General features: G+C 64.1%; 14 protein-coding genes. 4 read left to right on the forward strand and 10 right to left on the reverse strand.

What is annotated here, in order from left to right; translation table 11 throughout:
- The first annotated feature begins 299 nt into the window (after positions 1-299).
- Together PanNE5_RS08490 and PanNE5_RS08495 are read left to right on the forward strand one after the other, a co-directional pair.
- Positions 300-1,538, forward strand: a complete 1,239-nt coding sequence (locus PanNE5_RS08490) for an MFS transporter (RefSeq protein ID WP_261939617.1) — start codon at positions 300-302, stop codon at positions 1,536-1,538.
- Between the two features lie 315 nt (positions 1,539-1,853).
- Complete coding sequence (locus tag PanNE5_RS08495) at positions 1,854-4,133, forward strand: NADP-dependent malic enzyme (RefSeq protein ID WP_017234981.1); 2,280 nt, start codon at positions 1,854-1,856, stop codon at positions 4,131-4,133.
- 145 nt (positions 4,134-4,278) lie between these two features.
- On the opposite strand, the gene PanNE5_RS08500 is transcribed toward PanNE5_RS08495, so the two are convergent.
- Positions 4,279-7,845, reverse strand: coding sequence for an indolepyruvate ferredoxin oxidoreductase family protein (locus PanNE5_RS08500; protein ID WP_261939618.1), 3,567 nt, complete (start codon positions 7,843-7,845; stop codon positions 4,279-4,281).
- A 596-nt stretch (positions 7,846-8,441) separates the two neighbouring features.
- On the opposite strand from PanNE5_RS08500, the gene PanNE5_RS08505 reads away from it, so the two are divergent.
- Complete coding sequence (locus PanNE5_RS08505) at positions 8,442-8,681, forward strand: hypothetical protein (protein ID WP_017234983.1); 240 nt, start codon at positions 8,442-8,444, stop codon at positions 8,679-8,681.
- A gap of 201 nt (positions 8,682-8,882) precedes the next feature.
- Entirely contained in the window at positions 8,883-9,371 is a 489-nt protein-coding gene (locus PanNE5_RS08510; protein ID WP_017234984.1) for an Lrp/AsnC family transcriptional regulator, read from the forward strand.
- Positions 9,372-9,457: 86 nt separating this feature from the next.
- On the opposite strand, the gene PanNE5_RS08515 is transcribed toward PanNE5_RS08510, so the two are convergent.
- From PanNE5_RS08515 to PanNE5_RS08555, 9 genes are all read right to left on the reverse strand, one after another.
- Entirely contained in the window at positions 9,458-10,114 is a 657-nt protein-coding gene (locus tag PanNE5_RS08515) for a GNAT family N-acetyltransferase (protein WP_017234985.1), read from the reverse strand.
- 242 nt (positions 10,115-10,356) lie between these two features.
- Complete coding sequence (locus PanNE5_RS08520; RefSeq protein ID WP_017234986.1) at positions 10,357-11,013, reverse strand: TetR/AcrR family transcriptional regulator; 657 nt, start codon at positions 11,011-11,013, stop codon at positions 10,357-10,359.
- A 9-nt stretch (positions 11,014-11,022) separates the two neighbouring features.
- Complete coding sequence (locus PanNE5_RS08525) at positions 11,023-11,811, reverse strand: DUF1835 domain-containing protein (RefSeq protein ID WP_261939619.1); 789 nt, start codon at positions 11,809-11,811, stop codon at positions 11,023-11,025.
- Between the two features lie 213 nt (positions 11,812-12,024).
- Complete coding sequence (gene paaE, locus PanNE5_RS08530; RefSeq protein ID WP_150564610.1) at positions 12,025-13,113, reverse strand: 1,2-phenylacetyl-CoA epoxidase subunit PaaE; 1,089 nt, start codon at positions 13,111-13,113, stop codon at positions 12,025-12,027.
- A gap of 85 nt (positions 13,114-13,198) precedes the next feature.
- A complete protein-coding gene (gene paaD / locus PanNE5_RS08535) occupies positions 13,199-13,774 on the reverse strand; it encodes a 1,2-phenylacetyl-CoA epoxidase subunit PaaD (RefSeq protein ID WP_026132152.1) in 576 nt (191 codons plus the stop codon).
- Between the two features lie 79 nt (positions 13,775-13,853).
- Positions 13,854-14,657 (reverse strand): 1,2-phenylacetyl-CoA epoxidase subunit PaaC, encoded by an 804-nt coding sequence (gene paaC, locus PanNE5_RS08540; RefSeq protein ID WP_017234990.1) that lies wholly within the window; start codon positions 14,655-14,657, stop codon positions 13,854-13,856.
- Between the two features lie 49 nt (positions 14,658-14,706).
- Positions 14,707-15,003, reverse strand: coding sequence for a 1,2-phenylacetyl-CoA epoxidase subunit PaaB (gene paaB, locus PanNE5_RS08545; RefSeq protein ID WP_017234991.1), 297 nt, complete (start codon positions 15,001-15,003; stop codon positions 14,707-14,709).
- Positions 15,004-15,055: 52 nt separating this feature from the next.
- Positions 15,056-16,063, reverse strand: a complete 1,008-nt coding sequence (paaA, locus tag PanNE5_RS08550; RefSeq protein ID WP_017234992.1) for a 1,2-phenylacetyl-CoA epoxidase subunit PaaA — start codon at positions 16,061-16,063, stop codon at positions 15,056-15,058.
- Between the two features lie 215 nt (positions 16,064-16,278).
- Complete coding sequence (locus tag PanNE5_RS08555) at positions 16,279-17,220, reverse strand: LysR family transcriptional regulator (RefSeq protein ID WP_017234993.1); 942 nt, start codon at positions 17,218-17,220, stop codon at positions 16,279-16,281.
- Between the last annotated feature and the right edge of the window lie 164 nt (positions 17,221-17,384).

Below are 17,384 nucleotides of genomic sequence, written 5' to 3' on the forward strand. Positions count from 1 at the left end.
GAGTCGGCGGGGACCGTAGCGCAAGGCGCTGCGGCAGGACGCCGTCTAAGGCGGCGGGTCGGCACGTCTGGCAACGACCGACCGGCGCTTAAGCGCGAATTATGCCACAAGTTTCAGCAAACGCGCGGTCAATTATGCACGGAGCGTATATTTTCCATTCGACCACTCCGCACAATGTTTGCGCACGGCGCATATCAAAACCCGCCGCCGACAGATGAATCCAAAAAAAGAGACAGTTGCCGACGCTTAATGACAGGCATACACTCACGCCCAAAATTCCGACCTGACGAAACGCGCCCATGCCTAACGATGCCTCGCCCTCGCTTGCCGCACCGGTGGTGCCGCACGATACCGCCTACGCGAACCGCGCCCTGTGGGCGTCGGCCATCGGCTACGCCATGGACGGTTTCGATCTGCTGATCCTCGGCTTCATCCTGCCGGCCATTGCGGCCGATCTCGCGCTCACCGGCGCCCAATCGGGCGCGCTTGTCACCTGGACCCTCGTGGGCGCGGTCGTTGGCGGTATCGTCTTCGGCATGCTGTCCGATCGCTACGGGCGCGTGCGCGTGTTGTCGTGGACGATTCTGCTGTTTGCGGTGTTCACCGGCCTGTGCTCGCTTGCGCAGGGCTATTGGGATCTGCTGGCTTACCGGACGATTGCCGGTATCGGACTGGGCGGCGAGTTCGGCATCGGCATGGCGCTCGCGGCGGAGGCTTGCCCGCCGGCGCGTCGTGCGCGGGCATCGTCGTTCGTGGGGCTGGGGTGGCAGGCCGGGGTGCTTGCCGCCGCGTTGCTCACGCCGTTGCTGCTGCCGCACATCGGCTGGCGTGGCATGTTCGCCGTCGGCCTGCTGCCGGCGGTCGTGTCGTTCATCATGCGTCGCGCGCTCGGCGAGCCCGAGATGTTCCTTGCACAACAGCGGCAGCCGCGCGAACACGCGCCGCTCAAGCTGCTGGTCAAAGACGGCGCGACCACGCGCGCGAGCCTCGGCGTGGCGATTCTGTGCTCGGTACAGAATTTCGGCTACTACGGCCTGATGATCTGGATGCCCTCGTATCTGTCGAAGACGTTCGGTTACTCGCTCACCAAGTCGGCCATGTGGACGGCGGTGACGGTGCTGGGCATGGCATTCGGCATCTGGCTGTTTGGCCGGCTTGCAGACCGCTTCGGCCGTCGGCCGACGTTCATCGGCTACCAGATCGGCGCGGTCGTGATGGTGTTCGTCTACGCGCAATTGCACACGCCGTTCTCGCTGCTGATCGGCGGCGCGGCGATGGGCATGTTCGTGAACGGCATGATCGGCGGCTACGGCGCGCTGATCTCGGAGCTGTACCCTACCGCGGCGCGTGCCACGGCGCAGAACGTGCTGTTCAACATCGGCCGTGCCGTCGGCGGTTTCGGGCCGCTCACCGTCGGTGCGCTGGCGGCGGCCTACTCGTTCAAGCTGGCGCTCGTCTTCCTCGCGAGCATTTATGTGCTCGATATTCTCGCTACGCTTTTCCTGATTCCGGAGCGTCGCGGCGAAGCGCTGTCCTAACCTCTGTTGCCCGCTACGCCGGCCGCGCAGGCGGCGTCGAGCTTTCGGCGCAAGGTGTACACTTTGCGTCCTGCGGTGCATCCGGCGCACCGCAAGCCCCCACGGTCCGACGCGCGCGAGCGCGGCATGCAGGATCGGGGGACGCGCGGCGGCCATCACGCTGCCGCGCGGTGAAGAACCCCGTCGACGACACAATCGCCGAATCCCTCCGGTTGGCTCTTCCCCCGCCGTGATCCGTCAAAAGACGGCTGAGTCCACGCGCTGCCCGCATGCGGCACGGACCCCGGCCGTCGCCCTGTCCTTAGGTATCGAGATATGGATGAACAACTGAAACAAAGCGCCCTGGCGTACCACGAGAATCCGCGTCCGGGCAAAATCTCGGTGACGCCGACCAAGCCGCTGTCGAACCAGATCGATCTGTCGCTGGCTTACTCTCCCGGCGTGGCCTACGCCTGCGAGGCGATTGCCGAAGATCCGCTCGCTGCCAATCGCTACACGTCGCGCAGCAATCTCGTCGGTGTGATCACCAATGGCACAGCCGTGCTCGGCCTGGGCAACATCGGTCCGCTTGCCGCCAAACCGGTGATGGAAGGCAAGGGCTGTCTGTTCAAGAAGTTCGCCGGTATCGACGTGTTCGACATCGAACTCGCCGAGCATGACCCGGACAAGCTCGTTGAAGCGATCGCCATGCTCGAGCCGACGCTCGGCGGCATCAACCTCGAAGACATCAAGGCGCCCGAGTGCTTCTACATCGAGAAGAAGCTGCGCGAGCGCATGAAGATTCCCGTCTTCCACGACGATCAGCACGGCACCGCCATCATTGCCTCGGCCGCGATCCTCAACGGCCTGAAGGTCGTGGGCAAGGACATCGGCCGCGTCAAGCTGGTGTGCTCGGGCGCCGGCGCTGCCGCCATCGCCTGTCTGGACCTGCTCGTGAATCTCGGCCTGAAGAAGGAGAACATTCTCGTTCTCGATTCGAAGGGCGTGATCCACACCGGCCGCGACAAGCTCGACGAGAGCAAGGCGCGCTACGCCGCGGCGACCGATGCCCGTACGCTAGCCGACGCGAGCAACGGGGCAGACGTCTTCCTCGGCTGCTCGACCGCCGGCGTGCTGACCGGCGACATGGTCAAGACCATGGGCACGAAGCCGCTGATTCTCGCGCTCGCCAACCCCGAGCCGGAAATCCGCCCGGAAATCGCGAAGGCTGCGCGTCCGGACTGCATCATCGCGACCGGCCGTTCGGACTACCCGAACCAGGTCAACAACGTGCTGTGCTTCCCGTTCATCTTCCGCGGTGCGCTCGACGTTGGTGCGACCACCATCACGGAAGAGATGAAGCTCGCCACCGTGCGCGCCATCGCCGAGCTGGCGCAGGAAGAAGAGCAAAGCGAAGAAGTCGCGCGCGCCTATGAAGGCCAGTCGCTCGAATTCGGGCCGGAATACATCATTCCGAAGCCGTTCGATCCGCGTCTGATCATCAAGATCGCACCGGCCGTGGCGCAAGCCGCGATGGACTCGGGCGTGGCCACGCGTCCGATCGCCGACATGGACGCCTACCGCGAGCAACTCGGCACGACCGTGTATCGCACCGGCTTCATCATGCGTCCGGTGTTCGCTGCCGCCCGTGCCCGCTTCGGTAACGACGCCGCGCGCATCGTGTTCGCCGAAGGGGAAGACGAGCGCGTGCTGCGCGCTGCCCAATTCGTGCTGGCCGAGCGCATCGCCAAACCGATCATCATCGGCCGTCCGGCCGTGGTGGAAATGCGCCTGCAGAAGATCGGCTCGAAGCTCAAACCGGGCGTTGACTTCGAGATCGTGAATCCGGAAGACGACGCGCGTTATCAGCGTTGCTGGCAGGCGTATCACGACCTGGGTGCGCGTCACGGTGTGACGCCGGAAGTCGCCAAGGCCGCCATGCGCAAGGACAACACGCTGATTGGCGCGATCCTCGTGCATCTGGGCGAAGCCGACGGCATGATCTGCGGCATGATCGATACGTACCACCGCCATCTGGATGTGGTCGATCAGGTGCTGGGCCGTGCCGCCGGTGTCGAGAACTACGCGGCGATGAACCTGTTGATGCTCGAGAAGCGCAACCTGTTCATCAGCGACACCTACGTCAACGAGACGCCAACCTCGGAGCAGCTCGCCGAGATGACCGTGCTCGCCGCGAAGGAAATCGAGCGCTTCGGCATCGCCCCGAAGGTGGCGCTGCTCTCGAACTCGAACTTCGGTAGCGTGAAGTCGGCTTCGGCACAACGCATGGCCCGCGCCTGCGAACTGCTCGCCAAGCGTGCGCCGTCGCTGGAAGTCGACGGCGAAATGCACGGCGACGCCGCGTTGTCGGAGTCGGTGCGTCGTGCCGCGTATCCGGCGTCGCGTCTGTCGGGCGAAGCGAACCTGCTCGTCATGCCGAACGTGGAAGCGGCGAACATCACGTACAACCTGCTCAAGATGACGGGCGGCGAAGGCGTGACGGTGGGCCCGTTCCTGCTCGGCTGCGCCAAGCCGGTTCACATCCTGACGCCGGCCGCGACCGTGCGCCGCATCATCAACATGACGGCCGTTGCCGCGGCCAACGTCATTCGTTGAGCCTCGGGACGGAGGTGTCGCCGCAGCGCCTGCGGCGCGCACGTCCGCCGAGGGTGCGCTAGCGCATAAAAGAATCCCGCCAGACGCTTACGCGCTGGCGGGATTTTTTTGGGACTGACGGATAGCGGGTCAGGCGCTCAGGTGGTCAAGCGGCAGCGCGATGCGAACCGCCGTCGCGGAACTGCGTGAGCAACTTCGTCCACTTGATGCGGGTGGCGGCGAGGTTCTGCTCCTTGACGTGCCCGAAGCCGCGAATCTCCTGCGGCAGTTCCGCCAATTGCACGGCCAGCGACAGATTGTGCTCGCCGAGGCGCGACAACAACTCGTTGACCAGCGTTTCATACTCGCCGATCAGCGCCCGCTCCGTGCGACGCTCTTGCGTCCGGCCGAAGATATCGAACGCTCCGCCACGCAGCCCCTTGAACCTGGCGAGCACGCCGAACGCCTTCATCATCCACGCGCCATAGGTCTGCTTGATGAGATGACCCTTGTCGTCGTGCTTGGCCAGCGACGGCGGTGCCAGATGGAAGCGCAACGTGAAGTCGCCTTCGAACTGCTCGTTGAGCTTCTTCATGAAGGCCGGGTCGGTGTACAGGCGGGCCACTTCGTACTCGTCCTTGTAGGCCATGAGCTTGTAGAGCCCGCGCGCGACCGCTTCGGTGAGCGGCATCGGCATGCCCTCCGGCGTGAGTCCGGCTTCGGCAGCGCGCACGCGATCCACCGTTTGCTTGAAGCGCTCTGCGTAGGCACGATCCTGATACGCCACGAGTTGGTCGTAGCGACGCTCGATCAACCGGTCGAGCGCATGCGGCGTGTGCAGGGTGATCAGCTTGCCACCGGCGGCCGCCGGCGCCGGTGCCTCGTTCTGCTGCGCAAGCTTGCGTACGCTCGCCAGATCGTGCGCGGCACGACGTCCCCATTCGAACGCCTGTTTGTTCTTCTCGACGGCCACCCCGTTGAGCTCGATGGCGCGCGTGAGCGCAGCGTACGAGAGCGGTACCCAGCCCTTCTGCCATGCGTAGCCCAACACGAATGGGTTCGTGTAGATGGTGTCGCCGAGCAGTCGCAGCGAGAGGTGATTGGCGTCGACGAAGTCAACGTTTTCACCGGCGGCCGCGCGGATGTCGTGCTCCGTGCTCGTGCCGGGGAAGCGCCAGTTCGGATTGCGGATGAAGTCGGCCGTCGGCGTATGGGCGCTGTTGACCACGATGTTTGTCACGCCGTGCTGCACGCGTGAGAGCGTGTCGTCGCTCGCCGTCGTGATGGCGTCGCAGCCGATGACGACGCGGGCGTCGCCCATGGCGATGCGCGTGGCATGAATGTCTTCCGGCTGCAGGGCGATCTGCACGTGGCTCGTCACCGCGCCGCCCTTCTGGGCGAGGCCGGTCACGTCGAGCGTGGTGACGCCCTTGTTCTCGAGGTGCGCGGCCATGCCGAGCAACGCGCCAATGGTCACCACGCCCGTGCCGCCCACCCCCGTCACGAGAATGCCGTACGGACGCGCGATGGCGGGCAGCGCCGGTTCCGGCAGCGGCGGCAGCTCGCTGCTGTCGACCTGCGCCGTCTTGGGCTTGCGCAACTGACCGCCTTCGACCGTCACGAAGCTCGGGCAGAAGCCGTTCAGGCACGAGTAGTCCTTGTTGCACGTCGACTGATTGATCTGACGTTTCGTGCCGAATTCCGTCTCCAGCGGCTCGACCGAGAGGCAGTTCGACTTCACCGAGCAGTCGCCGCAACCTTCGCAGACCGCTTCGTTGATCACCACGCGCTTTGCCGGATCGGGGAATGCACCGCGTTTGCGACGGCGGCGCTTCTCGGTGGCGCACGTCTGGTCGTAGATCAGGATCGACGTGCCCTTGACCAGTCGCAGTTCGCGCTGCACGCGGTCGAGGTCGTTGCGGTGGTAAACCGGCACATCGCCGACGAGCTTCACGCCGTCGTACTTCTCGGGCTCGTCCGTCACGATGACGATCTTCGTCGCGCCTTCGGCATCCACCTGCGCCACGATCTGCGGCACCGTCAGCGTGCCGTCGACCGGCTGGCCACCGGTCATGGCGACCGCGTCGTTGTACAGGATCTTGTAGGTGATGTTGACCTTCGACGAGATCGCCGCGCGAATCGCGAGCAGGCCCGAGTGGAAGTACGTACCGTCGCCCAGGTTGGCGAAGATGTGCTCGTCGCACGAGAACGGTGCCTGACCGATCCAGGGCACGCCTTCACCGCCCATCTGCGAGAACGTGTCGGTGCGCCGATCCATCCACACGGTCATGTAGTGACAGCCGATGCCGGCGATGGCGCGCGAGCCTTCGGGCACGTTGGTCGACGTGTTGTGCGGACAACCCGAGCAGAACCACGGCTTGCGCTCGACGGCCACGCGCGGCTTGGCGAGAGCTTGCTCCTTCGCGTCGATCACGCGCAGGCGGGTCGCGATGCGCTCGCGCACGTCGCTCGGCAACTCGAACTTTTCCAGACGCGTGGCAATCGCCTTGGCGATCAGCGCGGGGGAGAGTTCGTAGTGGGCGGGCAGCAGCCAATTGGCCATCGGCACCGACCATTCGCCGCCGGCGCCATCCTTTTCGTCGAACTTGCCATACACGCGCGGGCGCACGTCGTCGCGCCAGTTGTACAGCTCTTCCTTGATCGCGTATTCGAGGATCTGGCGCTTTTCCTCGACCACGAGAATTTCCTGGAGCCCTTGTGCGAACGCGCGCGCACCCTGCGCTTCAAGCGGCCACACACAGCCCACCTTGTACAGACGAATGCCGATGCGCTGACACGTGGCTTCGTCCAGCCCCAGATCGGCGAGCGCCTGACAGACGTCGAGATACGCCTTGCCGCCGGTCATGATGCCGAAGCGCGCATGGGGCGAATCGATCATTACGCGGTCGAGCTTGTTGGCGCGCACGTACGCAAGGCCCGCGTACCACTTGTAGTCGAGCAAACGCGCTTCCTGCACCAGCGGCGGGTCGGGCCAGCGAATGTTCAGGCCGTCGGGCGGCATGATGAAGTCGTCCGGCAGGTGAATGTCGACGTTGTGCGGATCGATCATCACCGAGGCCGACGACTCGACCACATCCGTCACGCATTTCATCGCGACCCACAGGCCCGAGTAACGGCTCATGGCCCAGCCATGCAGGCCGTAATCGAGATACTCCTGCACGTTCGACGGATACAGCACGGGAATGCCGGCGGCCTTGAAAACGTGCTCGGACTGGTGCGCGAGGGTGGAGGACTTGGCTGCGTGGTCGTCGCCCGCGAGCACCAGCACGCCGCCGTGCTTCGACGAGCCGGCCGAGTTACCGTGCTTGAGCACGTCCATCGAGCGGTCGACGCCGGGGCCCTTGCCGTACCACATGGAGAATACGCCGTCGTACTTGGCGGGGTACAGGTTGACCTGCTGCGACCCCCACACGGCGGTCGCCGCGAGGTCTTCATTCAAGCCGGGCTGAAAAACGACATGATGGCTGGCGAGGTGCTGCTTCGCTTTCCATAGCGACAGATCCAGCCCGCCCAGCGGCGAGCCGCGATAGCCCGATATGAAGCCTGCGGTGTTGAGTCCGGCCGCAGCGTCGCGCGCCTGCTGCAACATCGGAAGCCGGACCAGGGCCTGAATGCCGCTCATGTAGGCGCGACCGCGCTCGAGCGTGTATTTGTCGTCGAGCGTGACCGATTCCAGTGCGGCCAGCAAGCTCGGATTGACGGGGGCGTTCATGGGGTGTGCTCCTCACTCTCACTGATTTTGGGATCGCCAAAACTTCCTGCCCCTCCCGCTCTCGTGAAGCAGGACGGCAGCGGTGAATGCCGGCCTCTGATGGTTGCGTGCCCGGGGACTCACTTGCGTGATGCCACCAGGCGAGCGGGGGCCTTTTTTGTATTGCGCTCACCGGTCGAACTCATGGTAGCACCGGTGTCATGGCATTGCCTGACGGGGACGGTGGCGTCTCATCGGTGACCGATCCAGCGAAGTATAGCGATCATTGTGACGTTTACGTAAACGTCAGATAGCTCTCGTATACCCTCGTCGATGGGTTGGGTGTGCTGTGCCTCGTCGTGTCCACCGATGCGGCATCGCGACGACGGGCGGCTTTCGGATTTCGCTTCGAAATGGCGCAATTGTGTCGCGATGATGTCGGCAACCGTACGCTTGTCAGCATCTTCTGACGCGCGGGTAACAACGTGTAACGGTTGGCGGCGGGAGGGAACGGCGCGGGCAGAATGGTTACTAACGCTTTACCCGACACGTTGGGTACGTACTTTGCGCACAGTCAGTGCGCGTTGCAATGCCGCAATACGTAAGAAGGAGTCACTGTGAATCAACGAAACATCGCCAAATTCCTGTTGGTTTCCGCTTCGTTTCTGACCCTGGAAGTGAGCGTCGCTCGCGCCGACGAAATGGCGCGCGACACGACGGCCGAACCCATTCCGATCGTTTCCCCGGTTTCCCCGGTGGCCCCGATCACGCAGCCGCGCTCCACGCAATCGCCGCAGCGTTACGAAGGCCCGCTCGACCAGCGCACGATCGATCCGCGAGAATTCCAGCGTCGCTGAGGCGACCCGATGTCCCAAAGGCGTCGCCCACCCGCGATGCGCCCCGATACCCCAAGGCGCCACCTCACCCGGTGGCGCTTTTTTTGTCCCGAGCGCCTTTGCTGTAATCTCCCGTAATCATCGAATCGGGGGAGATGGATTCCTTGAGATTGGAATAATACGCAATAATATTGCGAACTATTAGCAATAACGGGAAATAATGTGCCAAAACTCGAACTGGACAAAATCGATCGCCGCATTCTCGCCTTGCTTCAAAGCAATGGCCGGCTGTCCAATCTCGAAATCGCAGAGCAGGTGAGACTCTCGCCGAGCCCATGCCTGCGACGCATTCGTCGCCTGGAGGAAGCGGGCGTCATTCGCGGCTATGTCGCCTTGCTGGAGCCCACGCGCATCGGCCTCGGCCTGCTGGCCTACGTCAATGTACGGCTAGACAAGCGCCATCCTGGCGATGGGCAGGGTGGCTCGGTCATCGAACACTTCCGCGCCGTGGTCGATACCTGGACGGAGGTCGTCGGCTGCTATGCGATGGCTGGCGACATGGACTACCTGCTGCGCGTGCACGTGCGCGACATGGCGCACTTCTCGCGCTTCATGCAGGCGCAGTTGCTCGTGCATCCGAGCGTGGTCGACGTCAAAACGAGCTTCGTCCTCGATCAGCTCAAGGAGACGACAGCGCTGCCGCTTCCGTAAATCGGCGGTGGTCGCTATTCTGACGCGAACAAAAAACCCGGCCAACTGACCGGGTTTCGTTTTTTCGGGGGGCGTGGGTGCGCGGTTCAGGCGGCGCGCTGGTTCGGCAGGAGTGCGCCGAACAGGCGGCGGGCGGTGCGAAGCTGACGCTTGACCGCATAATCGAAGGCGGCGACCTGCTCCTGCATCATTTCCGAGAGCATCGACTGCGTGTCGGCGGGGGGCAGGCTCAAATAGCCGTCGGCCTCGCCGTAAGCGTAGTTGATTTCCATGCCGGCCTTCTTCGCGATGCGCATCATGCGGGCATTGCGCGACAGGCAGTGCATGTAAAGCGTGTCGACGCGCTGGTTGCGGCAGTGGATCGTGGCGCGTTCGAACAGACGCGAGCCAATCCCGCGGCCACGGGCCGATTCGAGCACCGAGACCCCGAATTCGGCGACACGCCCGTTCTGGCCTTCCGGCAGATGCGCAACATGAGCGACCGCCACGAGAGCCAGATTGTCGTCGTACACGCCAAAAACGCTGTCGCGCGAGAAGTCGAGGCTGGCGACGTAACGAGTGATCACGTCATCGGTGACGATCTGGCCGAAACGCAGCAGACGGTCTTCTTCGCCGAGGGCCAGGAAGTGGCGCTGGAGTCGATGGATGTCGCCGGAGGTCAGCTCACGAATCAGCACGCTCGACCGCTCGTTGGCGGCAACCGTCGCGCGTGCGACGTCGGGCGTGGGGTTCGGGGCAGTCATGGCGCAATCCTTGGGTATTCTTTAGTGCGTACACTGGATTGTGCGACGCAAAAGAATTATACCTGATTGGCTAGGTGAAAACCCTAGTTTGTGGCGGGAGTGTCTGGAGGGAAGTGTCTAAGTTGCTGAAGAGCCGCGCCGTTTCTCGATGTCACCCCCAATGACGTTCGACGATAAGTTGCTGCGAGGCAACAAAAAAAGGGCGATGCATCGCCCTTTTTTTGAAAGTGAGTGACTACTGGCTAAGCGCGCGATGGCGCCGCTGCTGCGGGGATGGCGGCTTCGATCCCGCCCGGCAGCGGGGTGACGAGGCCGTGCTCGAGCACGGCGATCACCTCGTTGGCGAAATCGCGATATCGCATGCGACCGCCGGGCTTGAGCCATGTGAAGGTCCAGTTGATCATGCCGAACAGCATCATCGTGAGTGCCGTCTGGTTGTGCTTGGTCACCCGGTCAGGGAACGCTCGCGAGAGTTGACGGGCAAACGCCGCGACCACGTCACGCTGACGATTGAGCACGATCTCCCGTTGCTCGTCGTTGAGAAACTTCACGTCGTTGAGCAGTGCAATATGACGCGTCTGCGACGTCTCGTACTCATCGAGAAAGGCGCGGATCAGTTCATGGAACGTATCGCGCTCGGACAGCCCGCGGCGTTGGCCGAGCGCCTCGACCTCGGTGACGATCAGCATCAAGCGCTTGGTGTAGCGCTCGAGCAGATCGAACAGGATGGCGTCCTTGCTCGCGTAATAGTGATACAGCCGGGCCTTCGACGTGCCGCACGCGGCGGCCAGTTCGGACATCGAGGCGCTCGGATAACTCGCGTGTGCGAATGCTTCGGCGGCGACATCGAGAATCTGTTCGCGCTGCGATTCGTGATCGGGCGCTTTGGTACGTGCCATAAACGGGGGTTACTCCAGTCGTAGATCGCACGCGGCGGGCGCCGTGGTGTCGCCGCGCAACGCGAACCGGCCTGCCGCGCCGAGTTCGCGGCAGCGCCACAGCAGAAAACTGTCGGTCGCAAAAAAACCTTCGAAGCGCGGCATTGCCTCGCCCAGAAAGGCGGCCATGGGCGTCCACGCGACGGGCGCCAGGCCGAGAATCTGGTCATCGATTTCGGCGAACGTCGCGCCTTCGAACGTGTTGTTCACCCAGCGGCGGACCTGCGTGTTCGCCTGCTTGAGCGCGCGCCATTCCAACGACAGACGGCCAATGCGCAGCAGCGAAATCGGGGCGATACGTGCAAATCGCTCGGCCAGCACCTCTGGCGCGTACATGCCGACGCTCGTCCGTCGCGTGGCGTCCTGCGGGGACCCGGGCGTCGCCAGATCGCTGCCACGCAACACGATCTCGTTCAGGCGTGCGGGCGTATTGCGCAACATGAAGGCCACGCGTCGCAGCGTGAGCTGGTCCGACGCACTGTCCCCATGCCAGCAGACCACCGCACTGTCGCCCTCGACCAAGCGTTGCAGCGACGCCAGTTCCTCGCGCAATTCCCCCGCGTAGTCGCGCCCGGCAGACGGCAGCACGCGTTGCCAGAATGCCGCCCGCTGCCGCTCGTTCTCGTCGATCTCGCGCAGCGGACCAATGGCCAGATCGTCACGCAGAACAAGCACGGGATCGGCGCGAAGCGCTTGCGCCATCGCCGCGCGCAACTGCTGCGCGGCGATATCGCCACAGACGACATGGATGGTATTCATGCCCGCTAGTTTACGGTATTCCCGCAACCTCGGGTTGACGCTCCCGTAATGCCCGAAATAATCGGGACATTGGCGGGATTTCACGCCTGTTCCCGCCGTGTTGACGTAGTGTTCGCACGACTTGGCAAACAGGCGTTCGATCCGCCGGCCCCGCTGTCGCGGCTCCGGCGAGTCGAATGGTCAACGCAGATTCAACGTAGATTCAGCGCGGGTTCAGCGCTCGTCGTAGCTCACCACAACGCGTTCCGTGAGGGGCCGTGCCTGGCACGTCAACACGAAACCTTGCTCGACTTCGTAGTCTTCCAGCGTGTAGTTCTTGTCCATCGCCACTTCGCCCTCGAGCACCTTGGCGCGGCACGTGCAGCACACGCCGCCCTTGCACGCGTACGGCAGCGACAGACCGGCGGCAAGACCGGTATCCAGAATGCTCTGGCCCTCATACGGCTGACGCAGGCGGCGCTCCTTGCCGTCCATGACGACGACCAGCTCCGCCATCGGCGTATCGTCGGTGATGACGACCGGCTTCGCAGCGACCTGCGGCGTCGGTACGCCGAACCGTTCGACATGAATCTTCTCTTTGGCCACACCGGCGGCATGGAGCGCGGCTTCGGCGGCGTCCATCATCGGGCCCGGGCCACAGATGAACGCTTCGTCGATACTCGATGCCGGGATGAGCGTCTCAAGGAAAGCGGTGCACTTGTCCTGGTTGAGCAGGCCGTTGAACAGTTCCACCTCCTGCGCTTCGTCCGAGAGTACGTGATACAGACGCAAGCGGCCCAGATAGGTGTTCTTCAGGTCTTCGAGCGCTTCGGCGAACATGATGGCGGGCACCGCGCGGTTACCGTAGACCAGAGTGAACTGGCTGTGCGGCTCGGCGGCCAGCGTCGTCTTGATGAGCGCGAGCATCGGCGTGATGCCCGAACCGCCGGCGAAGCCGACATAGTGCTTTGTGTGGTCGGCCGACAGACGCGTGAAGAAACGGCCATCCGGCGTCATCACGTCGATCTGTTGCCCCGGCTTCAACTGATCGTTCGCGAAGTTCGAGAACTTGCCGCCCGGCACGCGCTTGATGCCCACGCGCAGTTCGCCCGTGGCATCGTAGTCGGGCACGCCGACGCAGATCGAGTATGAGCGACGCGCTTCTTCGCCGTCGATCTCGGTCTTGAGCGTGAGGAACTGCCCTTGCGTGAAGCGATAGGCGTCGCGCAATGCGTCCGGCACCGTGAAGGCGATGGAGATGGCGTCGGCGGTCTCGGGCCGGATTTCGCGGATGGTCAGCGAATGGAATTGCGGGGTCGTCATCGTGGGCTTCCTTGATGCTCGGGTGCGATTGCCGCCGGGCAAAGTGTCGGCATCGCTACGCGCGAAGCCGGATCAATCGGGTCAATCAATAGGGCTTGAAATAGTCGAACGGCTCGCGGCACGTACGGCAACGGTAATGCGCTTTGCAGGCCGTCGAACCGAACGCGGATACCACTTCGGTGTCGGACGAGCCGCAATGCGGGCACGTCACGCCGTCTTTCGGGCGGCCGTAGAACGTGATCTTGCGGGGCGCGTCGGCGGCCACGGCGTGCGTGCCCGTGGGCGGCGCAATGCCATAGCCGCGCAGCTTTTCGCGCGCCTCGGGGCTGATCCAGTCGGTCGTCCAGGCGGGGGCGAGCACCGTCGTGACGTGCCACGGACCGAGGCCCGCGCGCGTCATGGCGGCGTCGATGTCCTCGGCGATCTGTTGCATCGCCGGGCAACCCGAGTACGTCGGCGTAATCACGATCTCAAACGCCGCACTACCGCTGGCGTTTGTGACGACGCGCACGTCGCGCAGGATGCCGAGTTCACGAATCGACACAACCGGAATCTCCGGATCGGGCACCGCTTCGAGCGTCTGCCATGCGAGCGGCAGCGACGCCTCCGAGGCCGGCGTGAGCACGTCGGGCGCAACGGGGGGAGTGAGCGGCAGATTCATGGTCGTATCGGCGAAGTGAGCGACGAAGGGAGTGGCGAGCGAATTCATCGTAGGCATGACGTGCGCGGCGCGCGGTGGCTTACCAGGTCGCGCCGGGATGCTGGCGAGCCAGCCCCTGCATCTCGCCGAGCAGATAGCTCATGTGCTCGGAGTGATGACCGAACTTGCCCGTGCTCTCGAACGCGCCGCCGACCGGTGCGTCGAGCGTGGCTTCTTGCAGCGCGTCGCTCACCGTGGCTTGCCAAGTGTCCTTCAGGCTGGCCATCGCGACGCCGGTGCCGGCGGCGGCCACGGCGTCCTCCAGCACGTCCGGCTTGAAGATCTCGTTCATGTACGGCATCAGATAGTCGAGCGCGGCTTGCGCGCGGCGGTGCGATTCCTCGGTGCCGTCGCCGAAGCGCACCAGCCAGTCGCGCGCGTGGTGCAGGTGGTAATGCGCTTCCTTGACCGACTTGGCGGCGATGGCGGCGAGGTCCGGATCCATCGACTGCGTGAGGGCTTGCCACACTTCGACCATCAGGGCCGAGTAGAGGAAGTTGCGCACGATGGTCACCGCGTAGTCGCGCTCGGCGGCCGTCGTGCCGGCGGTCGGACCGTAGTGGGGCAGTTCGACCAGCGTCCAGTTGCGGAACGCGAATTCGTCGCGCCAGAAGGCGTAATCGTCTTCCTGTTTCGCGATGCCGGTCAGCGCGGTGTCGATCTTGGCGGCATGCTGATACAGCATGCGTGCCTGACCGATGAGATCGAGGCTCAGGTTGGTGAGCGCAATGTCTTCTTCCAGCACGGGGCCGTGACCGCACCATTCCGCATTGCGCTGACCGAGGATCAGCGCGTTGTCGGCGAGGCGCAGCAGATAGGACAAATGTTCCTGCGTCGGTTTCATGTTCTGGGGTCTCGCATGGGGCGCGCCGATCAACGCGGCGCGCTGCCGCTTACATGTGGTTCACTTCTTCCGGCAACTGGTAGAAGGTCGGATGGCGGTAGATCTTGTCGGCGGCCGGATCGAACAGCTCGGCCTTGTCTTCGGGGGCCGACGCCGTGATGGCGGCGGACGGCACGACCCAAAGGCTCACCCCTTCCTGGCGGCGCGTGTAGACGTCGCGCGCCATATGCAACGCCATCTCGGCGTCCGCGGCGTGCAGGCTACCGCAGTGTTTGTGTTCGAGGCCCATCTTGCTGCGCACGAACACTTCCCAGAGGGGCCATTCCTTGCTGCTTGCTTGCGTCATGATCGTTCCTGATGTCTTGTAAGGGGCTGCCGGTGACTGGGCGCGTGCGGGCTCAGGCGGCTTGCTTCTCGGCACGCTGGCGTTGTTTGGCGGCGTGCGCCAGGGCGGCGTCGCGCACCCAGGCGCCTTTTTCGTGGGCGGCCACGCGCGTGCCGACACGTTCCTTGTTGCACGGGCCGTCGCCGCCGACCACGCGCCAGAATTCGCTCCAGTCGATCTCGCCGTAGTCGTGTGCCTTGCGGGCCTCGTTCCACTTCAGATCCGGATCGGGAAAGCTCACGCCGAGCACCTTGGCCTGTTCGACGGCGGCGTCGACGAATTTCTGACGCAGATCGTCGTTCGAAATGCGCTTGATGCCCCACTGCATGGTTTGCGTGCTGTGGATCGAGTCCTTGTCGCTCGGGCCGAACATCATCAGCACCGGCCACCACCAGCGGTTCACGGCTTCCTGAACCATGTCGCGTTGGGCTTGCGTGCCGCTCATCATTGAGAGCAGGGCGTCGAAACCCTGACGCTGGTGGAACGACTCTTCCTTGCACACGCGGATCATGGCCCGCGCATACGGGCCGTACGAGCAGCGGCACAGCGGTACCTGGTTCATGATGGCGGCGCCGTCGACGAGCCAGCCGATCACGCCGACATCGGCCCAGGTGAGCGTCGGGTAATTGAAGATGCTGGAGTACTTGGCCTTGCCCGAGTGCAGCGCGTCGATCATCTGGTCGCGCGACGTGCCGAGCGTTTCGGCGGCGGAATACAGATAGAGGCCGTGGCCGGCTTCGTCCTGCACCTTGGCGAGCAGGATGGCCTTGCGCTTGAGGCTGGGCGCGCGCGAGATCCAGTTGCCTTCCGGCAGCATGCCGACGACTTCCGAGTGCGCGTGTTGCGAGATCTGGCGCACGAGCGTCTTGCGGTACTCGGCGGGCATGTAGTCCTGCGGCTCGATCTTCTGATCGGCGGCGACGCGGGCGTCGAAGCGGGCTTGTTGTGCCTGCTCCGCCTCGCTCAGGGCGCGCACACCCTTGGGGCTGTTGCCGGCCAGGTCGATGGCTTGCGTATACATAGAGGAAGGTCTCCGCGGCATGTGGGGATATGGAACGCATTATAAACCGACCGGCCGGTCGGTCAATAAATGTTTTCCATGAGATGGCGGAGATTGTTTGTTGCAGAGTATGGAGCGCCAGCGAAGGTGGGATTCGCCGCGCGCCGAAGGGGGGCGGGCGCGCGTGAGCGACTGGGGGGGGCGTGCGGTGACGCCGGAAAGCGAGAAGCGATGTCTCAGCGTGCGGATGCCGAGGCGCACCGCTTCAACGCCTCGACAAACGCCGCGGCGAGCGGCGACAGGGGGTCGCCGCGGCGCCATGCCACGCCCATCGGCGCGGGCAGCGGTGGAGGGCGCAAAGGCAGAATCGTGACGTCGCCCTTGTCGCGCAGGGCATGGGCCAGGCGGCTCGGCAGCACGGTAATCGCGTTGCAGGTTTGCAGCATCCCGAGCGCGAGGGAGACGGAAAACGCCTCGACGATCATGCCGGGCCCCGGCACGCCGTCCGCGAGAAATTGCGATTGCAGCGCGTGGCTGATCGGGGACTCCTTGGGCGGGAGCAGCCAAGGATAGCCGGCAACGTCGCGCCAGCCAAGTGCCGGCACTTGGGCAAGCGGATGCTCGCGACGGCAGATGACGAGCAGATCCTCGTGGAACAGCGGTTCCAGTTCGACCGCGCTGCGAAAATACTCCGGCACCAGACGTCCCACGACCAGATCGAAGCTGCCATCGTGAAGCCCCGCGGCCAGCCCGAAGGAACCACTCTCGCGCACGGTGATGACGCAACGCGGATGGGACTCGGCCAGCAATGCGATCGCCTGCGGCAGGAGTTGAGGCATGGCGATGAACAGGGCGCCGACGACCAGGCTCTCGCGGTGCTCGTTCATCAGGTCTCGGAGTTCGTCCTCGGCCGAGCGGAGATTGCCAAGAATCATGCGGGCGTGGCGGGCCAGCGTCCGACCGAACGTCGTCGGCACCATGCCGGACGCGGTACGCTCGTAGAGCTTCACCCCCAGTAGGTCTTCCAGCGCAGCCAGTGTCTTGGAGAGCGCCGCGCGCGTGAGATTCAGGCGATCGGCGGCCTTCGTCAAGCTGTGCGTTTCATCGAGCACCGCCACAGCCTGGAGGTACTTGAGCTTGAGGCGCGACGGTGGCGCCTGACCGGTTCTGACATTCATTTTCGATCTCCATCAACGCGTTACCGGTAACGAGGCGACGGGCCCGTTCTGTACATAGCGCACCCATGAGTCTCGCGCTATTGGCCCGCCATCGGCGCCCCCGACTGCGTCAGCCGTGCGTCAACCAATGGTTGATGGCTGATTCCAACAATTCACCTTCCCGG

Origin of the sequence: Pandoraea sp. NE5 (assembly GCF_024363545.1) — a bacterium.
Lineage (GTDB): Bacteria > Pseudomonadota > Gammaproteobacteria > Burkholderiales > Burkholderiaceae > Pandoraea > Pandoraea cepalis.